The sequence below is a fragment of the Rathayibacter sp. VKM Ac-2856 genome, from assembly GCF_013205055.1.
Lineage (GTDB): Bacteria > Actinomycetota > Actinomycetes > Actinomycetales > Microbacteriaceae > Rathayibacter.
On sequence record NZ_JABMLF010000003.1, the window covers coordinates 37,902 to 57,268 of the forward strand.

The window sequence follows — 19,367 nt, forward strand, 5'->3', positions numbered from 1 at the left end:
GCAGTTACTGCCTGTAGGACGAGAGGAAGTTCCCGAGCCGCTCGATCGCCTCCGAGATGACCCGCTCCTCCGGCAGCGTGACGATCCGCAGGTGGTCCGGCGTCGGCCAGTTGAAGCCGGTGCCGGGCACCAGCAGGATGTGCTCGGCGAGCAGGAGGTCGTACACGAGCCGCCCGTCGTCGCGGATCTCGTGCACCTCCGGGTCGAGCCGCGGGAACGCGTAGAGCGCGCCGAGCGGCAGCTCGCAGGAGACGCCGGGGATCGCCTGGAGCCCGGTCCAGGCCGCGTCGCGCTGGCGCCGCAGCCGGCCGCCCGGGGCGATCAGCGCCTCGATCGACTGCACGCCCGAGAGCGCCGCCTGCACCGCGTACTGCCCCGGCACGTTGGGGCAGAGCCGGGTGGACGCGAGCAGGGTGATCCCCTCGAGGAAGCCCGCGGCGTGCTCGCGCGGCCCGGTGATCGCGAGCCAGCCGGAGCGGTAGCCCGCCACGCGGTAGGTCTTGGACAGCCCGTTGAAGGTGAGGCAGAGCTGGTCCGGCGCGAGCGAGGCCAGCGGGATGTGCTGGGCGTCGTCGTAGAGGATCCGGTCGTAGATCTCGTCGGCGAGCAGCAGCAGCGAGTGCTCCTCGGCGACCGCGACGATCCCCTCGAGCACCTCGCGGGTGTAGACCGCGCCGGTGGGGTTGTTCGGGTTGATGACGACGATGGCCTTCGTCCGCGAGGTGACCTTCGCGCGGATGTCCTCCAGGTCGGGCTGCCAGCCGTCGTCCTCTGCGCAGCGGTAGTGCACCGCGGTGCCGCCGGCGAGGCTCGTCATCGCGGTCCAGAGCGGGTAGTCGGGCGCCGGGATGAGCACCTCGTCGCCGTCGTCGAGCAGCGCCTGGAGGGTCATCGTGATCAGCTCGGACACGCCGTTGCCGAGGAACACCCACTCGGGGTCCACCGGCGGGAAGCCGGGGACCTCCTCGTAGCGGTAGGTCACCGCGAGGCGGGCGGAGAGGATCCCGCGGCTGTCGCTGTAGCCGTGCGCGCTGGGCATCGCCGCGATCATGTCGCGCACGATCTGGTGCGGCGCCTCGAAGTCGAAGCCGGCCGGGTTGCCGGTGTTCAGCTTCAGGATCCGGTGGCCCTCGCTCTCCAGCCGCGACGCCTCGACGAGCGCCTTGCCCCGGATCTCGTAGAGGACGTTGCGGAGCTTGGAGGACTGCTCGAGGGGGCGCGGCGGGGTCATCGGTCCAGTATTCACCGGCCGACGACCCCGAGCGCCGGTCAGCCCCTCGTGGCGCGCACCGCCGCGGCGATCTCCTCCTCGATCAGGTCGTGGTTGATCGCGGCGGCGACGCGGAGGCCGTCGGCGGCGGCCGCCATCACCTGCGACATCGGCTCCACCAGCGAGCCCGCGGCGAAGACCCGGGGCGCGGTGGTGCGGCCCATCGGGTCGACGGTGAGGTGCCGGGCGGCGCCGGAGGGGTGCTCGACGAGCTCGAGGCCGAGCCCGTCCGGCAGGTTCCCCTCGACGCGCGGGCCGACGACGAGAGCGTCGAGGTCGATCCGGCGGCCGTCGACGACGACGCCGACCAGGCGGTCGTCCTCGACGAGGACCTCGGTGACGGCCCCGTCGATCAGCTCGATGCCCCGGGCGGCGAGGCCCTCGGCCTCCTCCGCACCCGGCGCGAAGACGCCGTTCGTCAGGATCGACACCGTGCCGCTGAGCTGCCGGAACATCTGCGCCTGGTGCCCGGAGAAGCCGCTGCCGAGCACGGCGATCCGGCGCCCGCGCACCTCGAAGCCGTGGCAGTACGGGCAGTGCAGCACGTCGCGGCCCCAGCGCTCGGCGAGCCCGGGGATCGCGGGCAGCCGGTCCGTCGATCCGCTCGCGAGCAGGAGCCGGCGGGCGCGCAGCACGGTGCCGTCGTCGAGGGTCGCCGTGACGCCGGCGTCGGTGGTCTCGGCGCTGACGATCCGGCCCGGGACCACCCGTGCGCCGTAGCCCTCGGCCTCGATCCGGGCGAGGCGGGCCAGCTCGACGGGCGAGGTGCCGTCGCGGGTGAGCACGTTGTGGGCGCCGGGCGAGGGGGCGTTCCGCGGCGGCCCGCCGTCGACGACGAGCACGTCGCGGAGGCTGCGGCCGAGCGCGGTGGCGGCGGCGAGTCCGGCGAAGGAGGCGCCGGCGACGAGGACGTCGGGGACAGGGACGTCGGGGAGGTCTGAAGCGGTCATGTCTCGAGCTTCGGGCGATCGCCGCGGGCCGTCGAGGATCCGTGCCGTTCCAGCATGACCGCGCGACCGGCGTGCCAGGATCGGGGCATGCCCGAGCACCCCGAGCACGACTCCCCCTCCGACGACGAGATCGTCGCCGCGGTCGGTCCGCGGCTGAGGCGCCTGCGCACCCGCCGCGACCGCACCCTCGCCTCGCTCGCGACCGAGACCGGCATCTCCGCGAGCACGCTCTCGCGGCTGGAGAGCGGCGGCCGGCGCGCGACGCTCGAGCTGCTCCTCCCGATCGCCCGCGCCCTCGGCGTGCCACTCGACGAGCTCGTCGGCGCCGCGCCCGAGGACCCGCGCGTGCACGGCCGGCCGTTCACCCGGCACGGGATGCGGATCCAGCCGCTCAGCCGCGACGCCGGAGCGCTCCAGGCCTTCAAGACCACGATCCCCGCGGGCCCCCTCCCGGCGCCGGAGGAGCAGCGCACGCACGAGGGCTTCGAGTGGCTCTACGTGCTGAGCGGTCGGCTCCGGCTGCGCCTGGGCGAGCACGACATCGTCCTGCCGCCGGGCGAGGCCGCCGAGTTCGACACCCGCGTGCCGCACTGGTTCGGCCGGGCCGACGAGCAGCAGGTCGAGTTCCTCAGCCTCTTCGGGCGCCAGGGCGAGCGGATGCACATCCGCGCCTCGACCCGGCGCTGAGCGGCGCGCCGGCCCGCGGCTCAGCTCTCGCCGAGCACCTCGCGGACGAAGCCGGTCGTCTTCGCGCGGAGCGTCGCGATCCGCTCGGCCATCGCGGCGCCCACGTCGAAGCCGACGTAGGCCACCGAGGGTCGCGTGCGGACGTTCGCCGAGCACTGGAAGTCCGCGCAGACCAGCGTGCCGAGGGTGTCCCCCGCGCGCCCGGCCGCACCGGCCTTCTTCGCGCCGAAGAAGACGACGTCGTTGGGCAGGCGGATGTCGCGGCACCAGGAGCACTGCGCCCGCGAGCGCGGGTTGGCGTCGGCCTGGCGGAGCACGACCCCGACCAGCCGGTCCTCGAGCGGCACCACGACGTAGGCGCGGCGGCCGATCTTCCGGTCCCGCCAGCCGAGGTGGTCGAACGAGTCCCAGTCGAGCTCGTCGAAGCGGGCGGGGAGCGCGAGATCCGCGACCTCCTTGCGCGAGGCGTTCACGAAGGAGTCGCGGATCTGCTGGTCGGTGAGGGGAAGCATGTCCTCCTCAGCCTAATCAGCCGAGGTGCGCGACGGCCTCCCGCGGCGCCTGCGCGAGGAACTGCTCCTTGCGGATGCGGATCATCGAGAACGCGATCACCGCGGCCAGCACCAGGCCGACCGCCGCGGCGACGAACACCGCGGAGTAGCCCTCGACGAAGGCGACCGGCGAGGACTGCTCCCCCGCGACACCGGCGTAGATCGTGGTGAAGACGGAGAGGCCGATCGAGCCGCCGATCTGCATCGCGGCGTTCGCGGTCGCCCCGGCGGCGCCGGCGTCGTGACCGGCGATCCCGGTCAGCGCCACATTCTGCACGGGAACGAAGATCATCGCCATGCCGACGCCGAGCAGGATCAGCCCGGGCAGCACCTGGACGAGGTACGAGCCGTCGGCCGTGATGCGGCTGAGGTAGAGCAGGCCTGCGGCGGCGATCAGCGGGCCGACGATCATCAGCAGGCGCGGGCCGACGGTCGGCAGGAGCTTCGTGGCGATGCCCGCGACGACCATGATCGTGACGGTCATCGGCAGGTTCGCCAGGCCCGCCTCGAGCGGAGCGAGGCCGAGCACGAGCTGCAGGTGCAGCGTCAGGTAGAGGGTCGAGCCGATCATGACGCTGCCGACGATCGCCTGGATGAGGAACGCGCCGCCGCGGACGCGGTCCGAGACGATGCGCAGCGGCAGCAGGGGGTGGTCGGAGCGGGCCTGGATGCGGACGAAGGCCGCGAGCAGCAGGACGCCGGCGAGGAGGAAGCCGAGGGTGTCGACGCGGAGCCAGCCCTGCTCGGCGAGGGTGAAGCCGTAGACGAGGCCGGCGAGGCCGAGCGCGACGGTGATCGTGCCGGCGATGTCGAAGCGGTTGCGGCCCTCGGCGCGGCTCTCGGTCACCAGCAGCGCGCCGGCGACGACGCCGATCAGCACGACGGGGACGTTGACCAGGAGGCACCAGCGCCAGTCGGCGAACTCGGTGAGCAGGCCGCCGAGGACGAGGCCGACCGCGGCGCCCGCTCCGGCGACCGCGCCGAAGACGGCGAAGGCCGTGTTGCGCTCGCGTCCGCCGGGGAAGGAGACGGTGAGCAGGGCGAGGGCGGCCGGGGCGAGCAGCGCGGCGAAGGCGCCCTGCAGACCGCGGGCGGCGATCAGCTCGGTGCCGGTCGAGGCGACGCCGCCCCACGCGGACGCCGCGCCGAAGCCGACCATGCCGATGAGGTAGGTGCGCTTGCGGCCGGTGTAGTCGGCGATCCGGCCGCCGAGCAGGAGCAGCGCGCCGAACGCGAGCGCGTAGGCGGTGACGACCCACTGGCGCTCGACGTCGGTGAGGCCGAGGTCCTGCTGCGCGGCGGGGAGGGCGATGGTGACGATCGTGCCGTCGAGGACGACGACGAGCTGCGTCATCGCGAGGATGACGAGGACCCACCAGCGGCGGGAGGACGAGGGCGCGGGCATTGCAGAGCCTTTCGAAGCGGAGGGAGCGGGACCGGCGGGTCCGGATCCGAGCCGCGTCTCTGGGGCCGAATCTCGTGGGACTAGCCCACCCCAACTGGTTGGTTGGGCATCGACGAGTGTATCGTTCGAGCGCCCGGAGGTGTGAGCGTGAGCGAGAAGTCGGACGACCAGGACGCGGTGCTCCCCGCCCGCGAGCGCATCCTCCGCGCCGCGACGGCCGAGTTCGCCGCCCACGGCTTCGCCGGAGCCCGGGTCGACCGGGTCGCCGCCTCCGCGGGCCTGAACAAGGAGCGCCTCTACGCCTACTACGGCGGCAAGCGCGGTCTGTTCGTCTCGACCGTCGTCGAGGCGCTGCGGGCGCTCGACTCGACGCTGCTCAGCGGGGCGGTCGATCTGCCGGACCTCGCCGGGCGGATGTTCGACCACGTCTGGAACCACCCCGAGTTCCTCCGCCTGCTCACCTGGGCGCGCCTGGAGGGCGGCGGCGTCTGGGAGGAGGCGGGCGAGCGCCTCGGCAGCCTCCCCGCGCCGGAGGCCCGCGTCCAGGAGTGGCAGCGGGCCGGCATCGTCGATCCGAGCTGGTCGGCCGAGGACCTCTTCATCGCCCTGCTGGGGCTCTGCGAGATCTGGCATCTGACGCCGTTCGCCCAGCGCGGCGACGGCGGCACCCGCGAGCGCCGCCGCGCCTTCGTCGTGCACGTGGCGACCCTGGTGGCGTCGCCGCCGGCCGGGACGCCCGCGGTCAGTCCGCCGTCGTGAGCCGCTCGAGGTAGCCGGCGAAGGCGAGCAGGTCGGCCTCGGGCCAGCTGCTCAGCGCCTCCTGCATCCGCTGGCGCTGCTGCCCGCCGAGGTCCTGCATCCGCTCGCGGCCGAGGTCGGTCAGCGTGAGGAAGCGGGCGCGGCCGTCGGCGGGATCGGCCGCGGTCTCGACGAGCTCCAGCGCGCAGAGCTGGCGGATCTGCCGGCTGATCACGCTGCGGTCGACCCCGAGCCGCTCCGCCGCGGCGCTCGAGTGCACGGGCCCGCAGCGCTCCAGCATCCGCAGCAGCCGGAGCCCGAAGGGCGGCAGCGCCGGATCGATGGTCGCCGCCGCGTCCCGCACCGCGGTCCGCACCTGCACGGCGAGCGCGGTGATCTGCTCCTCGACCTGGAGCAGCGCGCTCGCCGGGGAGGCGGACGGCGGGGCGGACGATGCGGCGGCCGGTGCGGCGGGCATCAGGGGCGCTCGGCCACGTCGATCGAGCCGGTGGTGGTCGCGGCGTGCCGGGCGTGGGCGACGGGCGCAGCGTGTCGGCCGTGCGCGCTGTCGTCGTGAGCGCGGTCGACAGCGACGCGGTCGACGTGGGTGCGCTCCTCCGCATGCACCGCGCTGTCGCTCCGGACGCTCTGGCCGACCGGGCGGAGCGCCGCCTGGCCGTCGGAGGCGGCGATCAGCGCGTCCTCCGCACCGGCGACGACGTCCGAGGGCTCGGACTTGCGCTGCACGGCGTTCATCGTGCCCAGCGGCGCGTTCGGCAGCAGCAGGACCGCGATCAGCGTGATGACCGCGAGCGGGATGCTGTAGAGGAAGACGTCGCCGACGCCGATGCCGTAGGCGCTCTCCACCACGACGCGCACGGCGTCGGGCAGCGAGTTGACCTGCGGGATCGTGCCGCCCGCGAGCGCCTGGGCGGCGATCGCCTGGTCGGCCGGGGCGAGTCCGGCGATGCCGTCCTTGATCCGGTCGGCGATCACCGTGCCGAGCATCGAGCCCAGCACCGAGACGCCCACCGTGCCGCCGAGGCTGCGGAAGAAGGTGACCGCGCTGGTCGCGACGCCGAGGTTCTTGATGTCGATCGAGTTCTGCACGACGAGCACCAGGTTCTGCATCAGCATGCCCAGGCCCGCACCGAGGATCGCCATGAAGACGCCCACCAGCACGAGGTTCGTGTCGTAGCGCAGGGTGCTGAGGAGGGCTGTGCCGACGACCGCGAGCACGCCGCCGGTCACCATGATCGCCTTCCACTTGCCGGTGCGCGAGATGATCCCGCCGAAGATGGTGGACGCGATCAGCAGGCCCGCCATCATCGGGATCGTCAGCAGACCCGACTGGGTCGGCGTGGCGCCGCGCGAGAGCTGCATGTACTGGGCGAGGAAGACAGCGACGCCGAACATCGAGACGCCGACCGAGATGCTCGCCACGACGGCGAGGCTGAAGGTGCGGTTCTTGAACATGCCCATCGGGATGATCGGCTCGGCGACCGTGAGCTCGGTGATCACCGCCGCGATCAGCAGCACGACGGAGCCGCCGACCATGACCGCGGTCTCCCACGAGGCCCACTCGAAGTTCTTGCCGGCCAGCGAGACCCAGATCAGCAGCAGCGAGACGCCGCCGGCGATGAGGACCGCGCCGAGGTAGTCGATCTTGACCGTGCGCTTGGGGTGCGCGGGGAGGCGCAGCGTGACCTGGAGCAGGACGATCGCGACGATCGCGACCGGCAGGGCGATGAAGAAGTTCCAGCGCCAGCCGAACGCGTCCGTGACGACGCCGCCCAGCAGCGGGCCGCCGACGGTGCCGATCGCCATCACGCCGCCGAAGAGGCCGGCGTACTTGCCGCGCTCCCGGGGGCTGATGATGTCGGCCATGATGATCTGGCTCAGCGCCGCGAGGCCGCCGGCGCCGAGGCCCTGGAAGACGCGGAACACGATGAGCATGTTCGTGTCCTGCGAGAAGCCGGCCGCGGCCGATCCGATCACGAACAGCGCGAGCGCGAGCTGGATGAGCAGCTTGCGGTTGAAGAGGTCGGCGAACTTGCCCCAGAGTGGGGTGGAGACGGTGGTCGCGAGCAGCGTCGCGGTGACGACCCAGGTGTAGGCGTTCTGGTCGCCCTTGAGGTCCGAGATGATCAGCGGCAGCGAGGTCGAGACGACCGTGCCCGCGAGGATCGAGACGAACATGCCCAGCAGCAGGCCGCTGAGGGACTCGAGCACCTGGCGGTGCGACATGGACCCGTCGGGACTGACGGGGGTGGCGCGCTCTTCTCGAGTGCGCGTGCGCTCTGCGCGGGACATACGGCTCCTTGGTGACGATGCGGGGTACTAGTTGATGGTGATCAACTATTGACCGACTGCAACTATATAGCCGAGCGAGGTGTTTCACCAGGGGCTGCGGGGAGCAATTCCGCCGTCGTGTCGCCCGGCTCAGCGGGCGACGCCGCGACGGCGCAGGAGCAGCACCGCGACGACGACCGCGGCCGCGAGCGCGACGAGGACCGCGACGCCGAGCGGCGATCCGGCCGCGGCGCCGATCACGGCCCAGAGCACGGCGAAGCCCACCGTCGCGTAGATCAGCGCCCAGGCCGCGCAGCCCGGCAGCATCGCGAGCAGATAGACGCCGAAGCGCATCCGGGCCGCCCCCGCTGCCGCGTTGATCATCGTCTGGAACCCGACGGTGAGGAAGCTCACGGTCACCGCGGGCGCCCCGTAGCGGGCGAGCAGCGCCGAGGCCCGGCGCAGCGCCGGCGACTCCAGCCACCGCCCCCACCGCCGCGACGCCGCCCCGGTCACCACGGCGCGCGCCAGCCAGTAAGTCGCCTGCGCCCGCACCAGCACGATGACGAACAGCGCTCCCAGCAGCTCCGCGAACCCCAGTCCGTCGAGGAAGGCGGGCATCGTCACCCTCCCTCTCCTCACGCGGCGTGAGGCAAGGCTACCCTTCCCTCGGTCGCGCTGCCGCTGGAGCAGCGGCGCCCGATCATGCTGATCGAGCGGCGGGCTGCGCGTATCGACACCCACGCCTCATGCTGGTCGAGTAGCCGCGCAGCGGCGTATCGAGACCCACGCGATCGAGCCCGGACCCGCCGTGCCCCCCACGTACCCGTCCCGACTCCACCCCCGCCCTAGGCTCGACGCATGGACAACATCGACCGGAAGATCCTCGATCTGCTGCGCCAGAACGCCCGGGCGGGCTACGGCGACATCGGCGGTGTCGTGGGCCTCTCCGCGTCCGCGGTGAAGCGCCGCGTCGACCGCCTGGTCGCCGACGGCGTCATCCGCGGCTTCACGATCAAGGTCGACCCGGCCGTCGACGGCATGGCGACCGAGGCCTACGTCGAGCTGTTCTGCCGCGGCACCGTCGCGCCCGACGAGCTGCGCCGCATCCTCTCCGCGGTCCCCGAGGTCGTCGATGCGGGCACGGTCACCGGCTCGGCCGACGCCATCGTGCACATCCGCTCCCGCGACATCCCCAGCCTCGAGCTCGCCCTCGAGAAGGTGCGGATCGCGCCCAACGTCGACCACACCCGCTCGGCGATCGTGCTCTCCCGCCTCATCCAGCGCGGCGAGGAGCAGTAGCGCCGAGCGCGGCGGTCAGAGTCCCGCGGACGGGAAGGTCTGCATCATCTCCGAGAACAGCGCGGCGGTCCAGCCGATCGCGATGATGAAGGAGACGGCCACGACGCCGAGGAAGATCCACAGCGGCAGCAGTCCGCCGCCGGTCACGCGCTTCACGACGACGCTGCGCCCGATCACGTAGACGTAGGGAGCGGCGAGGAACGCCCAGGCCCAGTGGAACGGTCGCTGCACGCCGGCCTTCTTCAGCTGCCGGTAGTCGAGGAACGCGAAGACGACCTCGGCCGCGTAGATCAGGAAGCCGACGACCTGCACGGCGCCGAGGCCGACGAGGTACGCGGTCGACATGCCCATCGTGGCGCGCGGGCCGTAGGTCGAGGAGACGGCCGACGCGGCGATCGCGTCCGGCGGGAGCAGGAAGATCGACAGCGCGGACAGCAGCGGCAGGAGCACGACCACCCAGATCCACGGAGTGGTGGTGACGATGCTCGGGTCCCGCGGCTGCGGCGCGGGGCGACCGCCGTACGCGGCCTGCTGGCCGGAGTACGGGGGGTACGGCTGCTGCTGCTGCGGGTAGGGCGGCTGCTGGCCGGCGGGCTGCTGGCCGTAGGCCTGCTGACCGTAGGGCTGCTGCTGGCCGGCGGGCTGCTGGCCGTAGGGCTGCTGCTGCGGGACGTCGTGCTCCGGAGCCGACCGGCCCGACGCCGACTGGCCGTAGCTCGTCGCCTGGCCGCTCGAGGTCTCGCCGTACGCCGGGCGGTTCTCGCCGTACGCGGGGCCCGACACGGGCGGCGCGACGGGAGGGCGCGGGGCGCTCTGCTCGGGCGCGGCGGGCGGAGTCGTGGGAGTGGAGGAGACGGGAGCGCTCGGCGGCGTCGGCGCCGCGGCCGGGGCGTCGCGCAGGGAGTCGGTCCAGCCCTGGCCGTCCCACCAGCGCTGCCGCGGCGAGCCCGCCGGGTCCGGGTACCAGCCGGCGCGCGGGCCGGAGGCCGAGCCGCCGTTCCGCTCCTGCTCGCTGCCGCGCTCGTTGCCGCCGTTCAGGTCGTCCGTCATCGCGTCCTCCGCTCCCCATCGGGCGCTCTGCCCGCCATCTCCGGAAAGCGTATCGCCGCACTCCTCGGCCGCACCTGAGCGGCGCCTTGCCGCCGCCTCTGCTGCGCCTGACCGGACGCCGTGCGCGCCCCTCCGCCAGGATGGACGCATGCCGCACACCCTCCGCGCCCGCGCCCTGCTCTTCGACATGGACGGGACCCTGGTCGACTCGACCGCGGTGGTGGAGACGATCTGGCGCTCCTTCGCCGAGCGCTTCGGCCTCGACGCCGGACTCGTCCTCGGCGCCGTGCACGGGGTCCGCGCGGAGGACAGCGTGCGGCGCTTCGCCCCGGCGGGCAGCGACGTCCTCGGGATCGTGGACGAGCTGAACGCCTACGAGCTCGAGCACACCGAGGGCACCGTCGAGATCCCCGGCGCGACCGCCTTCCTCGCCGCGCTCCCCCGCGACCGGGTCGCGCTCGTCACCTCCGCGAGCCCCGCGCTGGCCGCCGGCCGGCTCGCCGCCGCGGGCGTCCCCTCCCCCGCGGCCGTCGTCACGGCGGACGACGTCGTGCACGGCAAGCCCGCCCCGGACGGCTACCTGGCTGCCGCCGGTCTCCTCGGCGTCGACCCGGCCGAGGCGATCGTCTTCGAGGACGCGGAGGCCGGGATCCTCGCGGGCCTCGCCGCCGGGATGCGCGTCGTCGTCGTCGGAGCGCACGAGTCGGAGGCCACCCGCGGTCTCCCGCGGATCCCGCACTACTCCGAGGCGAGCGTCGCCGTCGAGGGCGACGACCTGGTGCTGACCCTGGCCTGAGCCCTCAGTACCGGATCGCGTCGATCACCTTCACCCGCACCGCGACGATCGCGGGCACCACGCCGGCGAGCGCGCCGACGAGGGTCGCCGCCCCCAGCCCCAGCAGCGCCGCCTCCACCGGGAACGGCGGGATGTCGCTGATCCCGTTCTCCTTCACGAAAGCGACGGTCCAGGGATTCGTCACGAGGATCACCGCGATCGTCACGCCGACCACGCCCGCGACGACCGTCGCGACGACGCTCTCCATCATGATCGAGAAGAAGATCCGCCCCGACGAGGCGCCGAAGCTGCGCCGGATGCCGATCTCGCGGATCCGCTGCCGCACCGTCACCAGGGCGATGTTGAGCAGCCCGAGCGCGCCGAGCGCCAGCACCAGGCCGGCCACCCCGCCGATCACCCAGGTGAGCACCGCGAACGGGTCGGAGTCGTAGCTGAGGTAGTCCTGCCGGTAGACGTCCGCCTCGAAGCCGGGGCCGAGCGCCGCGGTGACGTCGCGCTTCACCGCCTCGATCAGCGGATCCGCGATGTCCAGCGGCACCCACATCTCGTAGTTCGGCAGCTGCGGGCCGCCGAACGCCGGATCCCCCTGGGGAGCGAGCGCGGAGTAGGCGTCGACCAGCATCATCGCGCTCGGGCTGGTGTCGTACTGGTTCGAGGGCGTCACCCCGATCACGACCGCGGTGGTGTCGTGCTCGCCGCCGAGGAGCGTCGCCGTCGGGTGCGTCCGCAGATCCGGGCGCCCGAGGCGGTCCCAGAAGGCCTCGTTGACCACGAGCGCGGGAGCGAGCCGGCGCTCGTCGCCGTCGGCGAACCAGGTGCCGCTCGCCAGCTCCACCCGGTGCATCTCGGCATAGGGCTGGTCGACGGCGGTGATCCCCACGTCGACCGCGCCGTCGGTGAACTGGACGCGCGTGCCGCCGTAGGTCGTGCGGCTGGCGTAGTCGATGCGGTACCGCTCGAGCACCTTCTCCCACGCGGACTGCATCACGACGGGGTCGACGACGCCCTCAGGCCCGGTCGTGTAGGCGGAGAGGAAGAGGCTGGCGGGCCGGCCGCCGCTGCGCTCCGAGACCTCGATGTTGGCCTGCCGTGCGATGCCGCCCGCGGCGACGACGCCGGTGAGGGCGGCGACCGCGACGGCCACGCCGATCAGCGAGAGCAGCACCCGGCCGCGGTGGATCCGCAGCTCGGTCCACGCCTCGACGATCGCGCCGACGAGTCCCGTGAGGCCGCCCATCAGTGCCGCCTCTCCGCCGTCGAGGCCGAGGAGGAGGCGCTCAGCCGGCCGTGGTCCAGCCGGTAGTGCCGCTCGGCGCGGGCCGCGATGGCCGGGTCGTGCGTGATGGTGACCAGGGCCGAGCCGGACTCCTGGGCGATCTCGTCGAGCAGGCTCATCACGCTCTCCCCCGTGTCGGTGTCGAGCGCGCCGGTCGGCTCGTCGGCGAGGATCAGCCGCGGCCGGCGCACGAGGGCGCGCGCGATCGCGATCCGCTGCTGCTCGCCGCCGGACATCCGGCCGGGCATCGAGTCGACCCGGTGGCCGAGCCCGACCCGCTCCAGCATCTCGGCGGCGAGGGCGGAGCGCCGCCAGAACTCGGTGCCGGTGGCGTAGAGCAGCGGGGTCATCACGTTCTCGCGTGCCGTGCGGCCCTCGAGCAGATTGAACTGCTGGAAGATGAAGCCGATGCTGCCGCCGCGGATCCTGGCGCGGGCCCGCGAGGAGAGCGTCTCTGTCGGCCGTCCCTCCAGGAGCATGCGCCCCTCGGTCGGCTCGTCGATCAGGCCGAGGATGTTCAGGAGCGTCGACTTGCCGGAGCCGCTGCGCCCGACGACGGAGACGTGGTCGCCCTCGCCCACCTCGAGGTCGACGCCGTCGAGGATGGTCAGCGGGGGCGCGTCGGGCAGCGGCACGACCTTGCGGATGCCCTCGAGCCGCAGGATCGTCTGCTTCTCGATCGTCACGGGCAGAAGACCGAGCCGTCGGGGTTCGTCACGCAGTCGCCCTCGAGCTGCTCGTCGCCGGCGGCGGCGCCGGGCACGAACTGCAGGATCTCGGCGCCCTCGTCCAGGCCGCCGGTGACCTCGATGCTCACGCCGTCGGTGAGGCCGAGCGTCACGGGGACCTCCTCGGTCGAGCCGTCCTCGGCCAGGCGGTGGACGACGCCGGACTCGGCCGTGCCCTCGACCGCGGTGGTCGGCACGACGAGCACGTTCTCGGCGAGGCCGCCCGCGAGGGTGACGGTCGCGGCGAGGCCGGGGAACACGGTCACCTCGCCGGGGACCTGGCAGCGGAAGCTGGTGCCGGAGCCGCCGGTCGCTCCCGTGCCGCCCGTCTCGCCGGCGGGCGTCTCGCCCTCGCCGGCCAGCGGAGTCGTGATGGTGAGCCCGGTGCAGGTGAAGGCGGCCGGGCCGCCGGTGACGGCGACCTGCGCCTCGGTGGGCCGGTCCTGGATCCGGTAGAGCTGCTCGGCGTCGATCGAGCCGGTGACCGAGTAGGTCGGCGGGGCGACCTGCCCGGTGACCTCGCCGACGGCGACGGCCTGGTCGTGGATGACGCCGAGGGCGCTCAGCACGCCCGCGGCCGGCGCGTAGACGCGCTCGAAGCGGACCGAGGGCGGCGGCTGCGTGACGGTGATCTGGCCGTCGGGGCCGGTGGTCTCCACCGGGTCCCGCACGGTCTCGACGCGGATGTCGTAGATGAGGTCGCCCGAGGCGACGGTGGCGCCCTGGGTGATGTAGACGTCGTCGACGGTGCCGACGGCGGTCGCCTTGACCGGCACGGCCGGGTCGGCGGCGACGGTGCCCTGGAGCGTGAGGTCGTTCGTCACGGTGCCGCGGCCGACGACGACGGTCGGCTCGGTCAGCTCCCCGGTGGGGACGGTCGGATCGGCCTCGGCGGACCCGTCCGGGAAGAACGCGATCTTCACCAGCGCGACGGCCGCGGCGCCGATGATCACCATCCACACGATCGGGAAGACCCATCGCCGAACCGCACCCATGTCTGTCCCCCGACTCCGGCGCCCGTGCGCCCCGGCGCTCCCCCGTGGCGCGCCGGACCGCAGCCTATCGACCGCATGCGACGCGGCGCGTCAGCCGCTGTGACTACTCCGCCCGGCCGAGCGGGCGGGTCTCGATACGCCCCTGCGGGGCTACTCGACCAGCATGTCCTCCCTGCGAAGCGGGCACAGTTCATGCTGATCGAGTAGCCCGCGCAGCGGGCGTATCGAGATCCGCCCGGCTCAGGCCTGGAGCGCCGCGACCACCGCGGCGACGCGACGGGCCCGCGTCTCGGCCGCCTTGGCGCCCTCGACCGAGGTGACGTGCGCCTTCCGCGCACTCGGCGACAGCGCGGCGAAGGCGGCCGTCACCCCACCCGCCTCGAGAGCGGCGGCGAGATCCTCCGGGACCTCCACGGTGCGCGGCGCGGTGTCGAGCTCGAGGTCGACCTCGAGCGCGTCCCCGCCGGCCAGACCGCTCGCGGCGCGCCTGTCGGCGGAGAGCGGGATCAGCGCCCGGCCGCCCATCGCGCCGACGGTGCTGGTGAAGGCGAAGCCGTTGACGACGACGCTCACCGCCGGCCGTCTGCCGCCGCCGAGCGCGTCGAGCACCTCGGGCGGCACCTCGATGCCGGTGTTCCGGCCCACCTGGAAGAGCGTCGTCGTGAAGCGCACGGGTCGAGGATGGCACGCGACCGCGGCGTCCGCCAGACGCTCAGCAGTCGCGGTCGGCCGGGTCCTCGCGGTCGGGGTCGGCGGGCTCGCCGAGCGACGAGCGGACGGCGTCCACGGTCATCCGCCCCTCCGGATCGAGGCGGCTGAGCATCCGGGTCATGATGTCGGCGAGCTGCGGGATCTGCTCGGCGTCGAGCGGGTCGATGACGTCCGCGAGCACCGTGGCGACGTGCCCGGGCGCCGTGTCGACGATCTTCTGCAGGCCGGCGTCGGTGAGCACGGCGTTCGTCGCGCGCCCGTCGGTCGGGCAGGGCCGGCGCTCGAGGTAGCCGCGGGCGGCCAGCCGGGTGACGACGTGCGAGAGCCGCGGGAGGGTGGCGTTGGTGCGGGCGGCGAGCGTCGTCATCCGCAGCGCCCGCTCGGGCGCCTCCGACAGCATCGCCAGGGTCATGTACTCGAAGTGCGTCAGGCCGGCGTCGCGCTGCAGCTGGGTGTCGAGCGCGCCCGGCAGCAGCTCCACCACCGCGACGAAGCGCAGCCACGCGGCGAGCTGCTCCTGCGTGAGCCAGCGCGTGCCGTCGCCGCCCCTGCCGTCGCCGCCCCTGTCCGTGTCCATCCCTCCACCCTAGCGCTTTGTTGCCGCGACAAGTAAGACGGGGCGCGTCACACCACGTCGTCGCTCAACGCGATCGGGGCGCCGAAGCGGTGGTTCGTGATCGAGATCGACTGCTCCCTGAGGAAGGGCAGCAGCTCGACGCGGCCGGCGGGAGTGACGGGGTCGGCGTAGATCGCGACGTCGGGCGAGCCGCCGAGCGCCTCGGCGAGCGCCGTCGACAGCGGGACGCGCGAGCCGTCCGCGCGCACGAGCGGGACGGGCTTGCCGGTGCTGCCGCGGGTCATCCCGCTGACCACGTCCGTGAAGGAGCGGGTCGAGTCGCGGACCATCTGCATCGCCTCGGCCGAGGAGTCCGGGCCGAGGGAGGGGGCGGTGCCGCCCTGCGGGCCGCCGAACGCGTCCACCCGGTCCGAGACGATGTCGCCGACGATCCGGATGCGCGAGGCGGTGATCCGGCCGGCCGCGGCGCGGGCGAGCCACTGCTCGTCCGACTCCACGACCACCTTCGGGGCGAGGCCCGCCATCTCGAGCAGCTCGTCGCCGGCGAGCATGCCGGCCACCTTCGGCGGCAGCGGGATCGACGTCGAGATCTCCAGGCGCGCCCGCACGAGCAGGCCCGCGGCGATGACGCGCAGCAGCTCGCCGAGGTCGCCCCCGTCGGCCAGCCGCAGCGCGACCGGCACCCGGAGGTAGCGGAACAGGTTGCGCTCGACGCCCACCTGCGAGACGTCGGTGACGACGCCGAACTCCGTCGCCCAGGCGAGCTGGTCGGACAGCGCCGAGCGGCGCAGCAGATCGAACTGCTCGAACTGCAGCGAGGACTGCGCGGCCTCGATGAACTGCCGGGCGCGGTCGTCCAGCCCGCGCAGGTGCAGGGTCGTCGACGGGCGGGCCGGCGAGGGCTTCCACGAGCCGAGCCCGATGAGGTGGTTCGGGCCGCCGGCCTTCGCTCCGCCGCCGACTGAGGAGCGCTTCCAGCCGCCGAAGGGCTGGCGGCGCACGATCGCCCCGGTGATGCCGCGGTTGACGGAGAGGTTGCCCGCCTCGACCGAGTCGAGCCAGAGCGCGAGCTCGTCGGAGTGCAGCGAGTGCAGGCCGGCGGTGAGGCCGTAGTCGGTGGCGTTCTGCAGGCGGATCGCGTCCTCGAGGGTCGCGGCGTGCATGATGCCGAGCACCGGGCCGAAGAACTCGGTCAGGTGCGCGTAGCTGTCCTCCGTGACGCCCTCGCGGACACCCGGTGACCACAGGCGCCCGGAGTCGTCGAGGCGCCGCGGCTCGACGAGCCAGGACTCCCCCGCGCCGAGGGTGGTCAGCGCGTGCGCGAGCTTGCCCGTCGGCGGCTCGATCAGCGGCCCCATCGCGGCCGCCGGGTCGCTCGGCCAGCCGACGCGGAGGGAGGTCACGGCGTCGACCAGCTGCGCGCGGAACCGCTTCGAGCGGGCGACCGAGCCGACGAGGATCACCAGCGAGGCGGCCGAGCACTTCTGCCCGGCGTGCCCGAACGCGCTCCGCACGATGTCGGCGACGGCGAGGTCGTAGTCCGCGTGCGGGGTGACGACGATCGCGTTCTTGCCGCTGGTCTCGGCGAGCAGCGGCAGGTCGGGCCGCCACGAGCGGAAGAGCTTCGCGGTCTCGTAGGAGCCGGTGAGCAGCACCCGGTCGACCAGGGGGTCGGTGATCAGGGCGCGGCCGAGCGTCTCCTCGTCGAGGTCGACCAGGGCGACGAGATCCTGCGGGATGCCCGCGTCCCAGAGCGCCTCCACGAGGACCGCGGCCGAGCGCCGGGCCTGCGGGGCCGGCTTGACGACGACTCCGGAGCCCGCGGCGAGCGCCGCGAGGATCGAGCCGGCCGGGATCGCGACCGGGAAGTTCCACGGCGGCGCGACGACGGTGACCCGCTCAGGGACGAACGTGGCGCCGCCGACGGCGTCCAGCTCGCGGGCCCGGGTCGCGTAGTAGTGGGCGAAGTCGATCGCCTCGGACACCTCGGGGTCGGCCTCCGCGACGGTCTTGCCGGTCTCCGAGGCCATCACCTCGATCAGCCGGTCGCGGTTGGCGGCGAGGGCGAGCCCCGCCCGGTCGAGGATCGCGGCGCGGTCGTAGCCCAGGCGCTCGCCCCAGCGCTCCGCGCGGCGGGCGACCCGGCGCAGCAGCTCCTGCAGCTCGGCCGGGTCGGTGATGCGGGCGCGGTCGGCGGCGAGCGCGCCGATGCTGGACCGCGCGATCCGGTCGGTGATCAGGCGGGCCCAGCGGCGGTTGCCGGGCAGCGCCGGGTCGGTGTCGGGCTCGTTGCGGAAGGCGCTGGTCGCCGCTGCCGCCCCGGAGCCGCGGCGCAGCCCCAGCACCGCCTGGGTGAGACCCTCCGCGGCGGGGTCCTCGACGCGGGCCCCGGCACCGGCGTGCTCCTCGACCAGCCGGAGTCCCGAGCCCGAGCCCCACTCGCGCAGGCGGTCCTGCGTGCGGTTCGGGGTCGGCACGGAGTCGTCGAGCGCCTCGAGCGACGCCCGGAAGCGGCCGAGCTCGCGCTGCAGCACGCTCTCGTCCTCGAGCTCGAAGACGGCCGAGAGGAAGTTCTCCGAGCTCGAGTTCTCCTCCAGCCGGCGGATCAGGTACGAGATCGCGACCTCGAACTCGTGCGGGTGCACGACCGGCGTGTAGAGCAGGAGCCGGCCCACGTCCTCGCGGACGGCGCGCGCCTGGCCGGTCGCCATGCCGAGCAGCATCTCGAAGTCGACCGCGTCGACCACGCCGCGCTCGTTCGCGGTGATCCACGCCCAGGCGATGTCGAAGAGGTTGTGACCGGCCACGCCGATGCGCACCGCGTCGGTGCGCTCCGGCCGGAGCGCCCAGTCGAGCAGGCGCTTGTAGTTCGTGTCCGCCTCGACCTTGCTGCCCACCGTCGCGAGCGGCCAGTCGTGGATCGCCGCGTCCACCCGCTCCATCGCGAGGTTGGCGCCCTTGACGACGCGCACCTTGATCGGCGCCCCGCCGATCCGGCGGCGCTCGGTCGCCCACTCGGTCAGCGACGCGAGCACGCCGAGCGCGTCGGGCAGGTAGGCCTGCAGCACGATCCCGGCCTCGAGCTGCTGCATCCCCGGCTGGTCGAGGAGGCGGCGGAAGACCGCGACGGTCAGGTCGAGGTCGCGGTACTCCTCCATGTCGAGGTTGATGAACTTCGGCTCCGGGCTCGCCGCGGCGTACTGGTAGAGCGGAGTCAGCCGCTCCACGACGCGGTCGACGGCCTCGTCGAACGCCCACATCGAGAGCTGGCTGGCGATGCTCGAGACCTTGATGCTCACGTAGTCGACGTCGGGGCGCTCGAGCAGGCGGCGGGTGCCCTCGAGGCGGCGGTCGGCCTCGCGGTCGCCCAGCACGGCCTCGCCGAGGAGGTTGAGGTTCAGCCGGTCGCCGCCCTCGCGCAGCCGGCGGATCGCCGCGCCGAGCCGGGCGTCGGACGCGTCGACGACGAGGTGGCCGACCATGCGGCGCAGCACCTGCCGGGCCGCCGGGACGACGATCCACGGCAGCACCGGACCGACGGCGCCGCCGGTCGCGACCGCGGCCCGCAGGTAGGAGGGGAGGAACGCGGGCGTCTTCGCGGTGAGCGCGGCGAGGTTCTCGGCCGCGACCGTCGTGTCCTCCGGACGGGCCACCCCGTCGACGAAGCCGACCGTGAAGTCGAGCCCGTTCGGATCCTGCAGGACGCCGGCGAGGCGCTGCGCGGCGGGATCGACGGGGAAGGCCCGGCTGCGGACCAGCCAGCGGCGCACCAGCGCCTCGACGCGGGCGAGGACCGGCGCCTCGCCGTCGAACTCGGGCTTCTGCCGGGGCAGGCGGAGCGCCATGCCCGTCTGGTACTGGCCGGTGTCGCTGAGGGCGCCGCGGTCGATCTTGTCGTCGTGCGCGTCGATCTTCTCGTCGTGCTCGCCGATCTCGTCGTCCGTCGCGTCGATCGTCTCGTCCCTCGCGTCGATCGTCTCCTCCTGCTCCGGGTCGTTCCCGGGCACGGCTGAGGGCGTCGACTTCTCCATCCTCCGAG

At 73.5% G+C, this 19,367-nt stretch carries 18 protein-coding genes; 4 read left to right on the top strand and 14 right to left on the bottom strand.

Annotated features, from left to right (window positions below; genetic code table 11):
* Positions 1–4: 4 nt before the first annotated feature.
* Both HQQ82_RS10675 and HQQ82_RS10680 read right to left on the bottom strand, forming a co-directional pair.
* The gene (locus HQQ82_RS10675; protein WP_173233064.1) at positions 5–1,231 is read right to left on the bottom strand and encodes a pyridoxal phosphate-dependent aminotransferase; all 1,227 of its coding nucleotides are present in this window, start codon (positions 1,229–1,231) and stop codon (positions 5–7) included.
* Positions 1,232–1,269: 38 nt separating this feature from the next.
* Entirely contained in the window at positions 1,270–2,220 is a 951-nt protein-coding gene (locus HQQ82_RS10680; RefSeq protein WP_173233065.1) for an NAD(P)/FAD-dependent oxidoreductase, read from the bottom strand.
* An 87-nt stretch (positions 2,221–2,307) separates the two neighbouring features.
* Here HQQ82_RS10680 and HQQ82_RS10685 point away from each other — a divergent pair, with 87 nt between their 5' ends.
* Positions 2,308–2,907: a helix-turn-helix domain-containing protein gene (locus HQQ82_RS10685; protein WP_173233066.1), complete on the top strand. Its 600-nt coding sequence runs from the start codon at positions 2,308–2,310 to the stop codon at positions 2,905–2,907.
* Positions 2,908–2,927: 20 nt separating this feature from the next.
* On the opposite strand, the gene HQQ82_RS10690 is transcribed toward HQQ82_RS10685, so the two are convergent.
* On the bottom strand, positions 2,928–3,419 hold the full coding sequence (locus tag HQQ82_RS10690; protein ID WP_173233067.1) for an FBP domain-containing protein: 492 nt from the start codon (positions 3,417–3,419) through the stop codon (positions 2,928–2,930).
* Between the two features lie 16 nt (positions 3,420–3,435).
* Positions 3,436–4,863 (bottom strand): MFS transporter, encoded by a 1,428-nt coding sequence (locus HQQ82_RS10695; RefSeq protein ID WP_173233068.1) that lies wholly within the window; start codon positions 4,861–4,863, stop codon positions 3,436–3,438.
* A 147-nt stretch (positions 4,864–5,010) separates the two neighbouring features.
* Here HQQ82_RS10695 and HQQ82_RS10700 point away from each other — a divergent pair, with 147 nt between their 5' ends.
* A complete protein-coding gene (locus HQQ82_RS10700; protein WP_173233069.1) occupies positions 5,011–5,622 on the top strand; it encodes a TetR family transcriptional regulator in 612 nt (203 codons plus the stop codon).
* Here the strand turns inward: HQQ82_RS10700 and HQQ82_RS10705 are convergent.
* The 3 genes from HQQ82_RS10705 to HQQ82_RS10715 form a co-directional block, all read right to left on the bottom strand.
* Entirely contained in the window at positions 5,606–6,079 is a 474-nt protein-coding gene (locus HQQ82_RS10705; RefSeq protein ID WP_173233070.1) for a MarR family winged helix-turn-helix transcriptional regulator, read from the bottom strand. The genes HQQ82_RS10700 and HQQ82_RS10705 overlap by 17 nt on opposite strands.
* Positions 6,079–7,848 (bottom strand): MDR family MFS transporter, encoded by a 1,770-nt coding sequence (locus tag HQQ82_RS10710; RefSeq protein ID WP_173233071.1) that lies wholly within the window; start codon positions 7,846–7,848, stop codon positions 6,079–6,081. Before HQQ82_RS10710 ends, HQQ82_RS10705 begins: the two co-directional genes overlap by 1 nt.
* Before the next feature lie 195 nt (positions 7,849–8,043).
* On the bottom strand, positions 8,044–8,514 hold the full coding sequence (locus HQQ82_RS10715; protein ID WP_173233815.1) for a DedA family protein: 471 nt from the start codon (positions 8,512–8,514) through the stop codon (positions 8,044–8,046).
* Positions 8,515–8,754: 240 nt separating this feature from the next.
* Between HQQ82_RS10715 and HQQ82_RS10720 the strand changes: the two genes are divergently transcribed.
* Positions 8,755–9,195 carry an Lrp/AsnC family transcriptional regulator gene (locus tag HQQ82_RS10720; protein ID WP_173233072.1) on the top strand — a complete coding sequence of 147 codons (441 nt, stop codon included), beginning with the start codon at positions 8,755–8,757 and terminating at the stop codon, positions 9,193–9,195.
* 15 nt (positions 9,196–9,210) lie between these two features.
* Here the strand turns inward: HQQ82_RS10720 and HQQ82_RS10725 are convergent, their stop codons facing one another.
* On the bottom strand, positions 9,211–10,245 hold the full coding sequence (locus tag HQQ82_RS10725; RefSeq protein ID WP_173233073.1) for a DUF2510 domain-containing protein: 1,035 nt from the start codon (positions 10,243–10,245) through the stop codon (positions 9,211–9,213).
* A gap of 148 nt (positions 10,246–10,393) precedes the next feature.
* Here HQQ82_RS10725 and HQQ82_RS10730 point away from each other — a divergent pair, with 148 nt between their 5' ends.
* Positions 10,394–11,041, top strand: a complete 648-nt coding sequence (locus HQQ82_RS10730) for an HAD-IA family hydrolase (protein WP_173233074.1) — start codon at positions 10,394–10,396, stop codon at positions 11,039–11,041.
* A 4-nt stretch (positions 11,042–11,045) separates the two neighbouring features.
* Here HQQ82_RS10730 and HQQ82_RS10735 read toward each other — a convergent pair whose 3' ends face one another.
* The 6 genes from HQQ82_RS10735 to HQQ82_RS10760 form a co-directional block, all read right to left on the bottom strand.
* Positions 11,046–12,278, bottom strand: coding sequence for an ABC transporter permease (locus HQQ82_RS10735; protein WP_173233075.1), 1,233 nt, complete (start codon positions 12,276–12,278; stop codon positions 11,046–11,048).
* A complete protein-coding gene (locus HQQ82_RS19965; RefSeq protein WP_367947941.1) occupies positions 12,278–13,003 on the bottom strand; it encodes an ABC transporter ATP-binding protein in 726 nt (241 codons plus the stop codon). Before HQQ82_RS19965 ends, HQQ82_RS10735 begins: the two co-directional genes overlap by 1 nt.
* A complete protein-coding gene (locus HQQ82_RS19970) occupies positions 13,000–14,001 on the bottom strand; it encodes an efflux RND transporter periplasmic adaptor subunit (protein WP_254071445.1) in 1,002 nt (333 codons plus the stop codon). The genes HQQ82_RS19965 and HQQ82_RS19970 overlap by 4 nt, the downstream gene beginning before the upstream one ends.
* A 279-nt stretch (positions 14,002–14,280) precedes the next feature.
* Positions 14,281–14,712 (bottom strand): YdeI/OmpD-associated family protein, encoded by a 432-nt coding sequence (locus HQQ82_RS10750; RefSeq protein ID WP_173233077.1) that lies wholly within the window; start codon positions 14,710–14,712, stop codon positions 14,281–14,283.
* Positions 14,713–14,752: 40 nt separating this feature from the next.
* Entirely contained in the window at positions 14,753–15,328 is a 576-nt protein-coding gene (locus HQQ82_RS10755) for a MarR family winged helix-turn-helix transcriptional regulator (protein ID WP_173233078.1), read from the bottom strand.
* A 47-nt stretch (positions 15,329–15,375) separates the two neighbouring features.
* On the bottom strand, positions 15,376–19,359 hold the full coding sequence (locus HQQ82_RS10760; protein ID WP_254071444.1) for a bifunctional proline dehydrogenase/L-glutamate gamma-semialdehyde dehydrogenase: 3,984 nt from the start codon (positions 19,357–19,359) through the stop codon (positions 15,376–15,378).
* Between the last annotated feature and the right edge of the window lie 8 nt (positions 19,360–19,367).

Bases quoted from the DNA above. Each gene is read 5' to 3' on its own strand.
- HQQ82_RS10760 (WP_254071444.1), bottom strand. From the start codon at position 19,359: ATGGAGAAGTCGACGCCCTCAGCCGTGCCCGGGAACGACCCGGAGCAG.
- HQQ82_RS10735 (WP_173233075.1), bottom strand. From the start codon at position 12,278: ATGGGCGGCCTCACGGGACTCGTCGGCGCGATCGTCGAGGCGTGGACC.
- HQQ82_RS10705 (WP_173233070.1), bottom strand. From the start codon at position 6,079: ATGCCCGCCGCACCGGCCGCCGCATCGTCCGCCCCGCCGTCCGCCTCC.
- HQQ82_RS19970 (WP_254071445.1), bottom strand. From the start codon at position 14,001: ATGGTGATCATCGGCGCCGCGGCCGTCGCGCTGGTGAAGATCGCGTTC.
- HQQ82_RS10755 (WP_173233078.1), bottom strand. From the start codon at position 15,328: ATGGACACGGACAGGGGCGGCGACGGCAGGGGCGGCGACGGCACGCGC.
- HQQ82_RS10720 (WP_173233072.1), top strand. From the start codon at position 8,755: ATGGACAACATCGACCGGAAGATCCTCGATCTGCTGCGCCAGAACGCC.
- HQQ82_RS10675 (WP_173233064.1), bottom strand. From the start codon at position 1,231: ATGACCCCGCCGCGCCCCCTCGAGCAGTCCTCCAAGCTCCGCAACGTC.
- HQQ82_RS10690 (WP_173233067.1), bottom strand. From the start codon at position 3,419: ATGCTTCCCCTCACCGACCAGCAGATCCGCGACTCCTTCGTGAACGCC.
- HQQ82_RS10685 (WP_173233066.1), top strand. From the start codon at position 2,308: ATGCCCGAGCACCCCGAGCACGACTCCCCCTCCGACGACGAGATCGTC.
- HQQ82_RS10725 (WP_173233073.1), bottom strand. From the start codon at position 10,245: ATGACGGACGACCTGAACGGCGGCAACGAGCGCGGCAGCGAGCAGGAG.
- HQQ82_RS10695 (WP_173233068.1), bottom strand. From the start codon at position 4,863: ATGCCCGCGCCCTCGTCCTCCCGCCGCTGGTGGGTCCTCGTCATCCTC.
- HQQ82_RS10730 (WP_173233074.1), top strand. From the start codon at position 10,394: ATGCCGCACACCCTCCGCGCCCGCGCCCTGCTCTTCGACATGGACGGG.
- HQQ82_RS10715 (WP_173233815.1), bottom strand. From the start codon at position 8,514: ATGCCCGCCTTCCTCGACGGACTGGGGTTCGCGGAGCTGCTGGGAGCG.
- HQQ82_RS10680 (WP_173233065.1), bottom strand. From the start codon at position 2,220: ATGACCGCTTCAGACCTCCCCGACGTCCCTGTCCCCGACGTCCTCGTC.
- HQQ82_RS10710 (WP_173233071.1), bottom strand. From the start codon at position 7,848: ATGTCGCACCGCCAGGTGCTCGAGTCCCTCAGCGGCCTGCTGCTGGGC.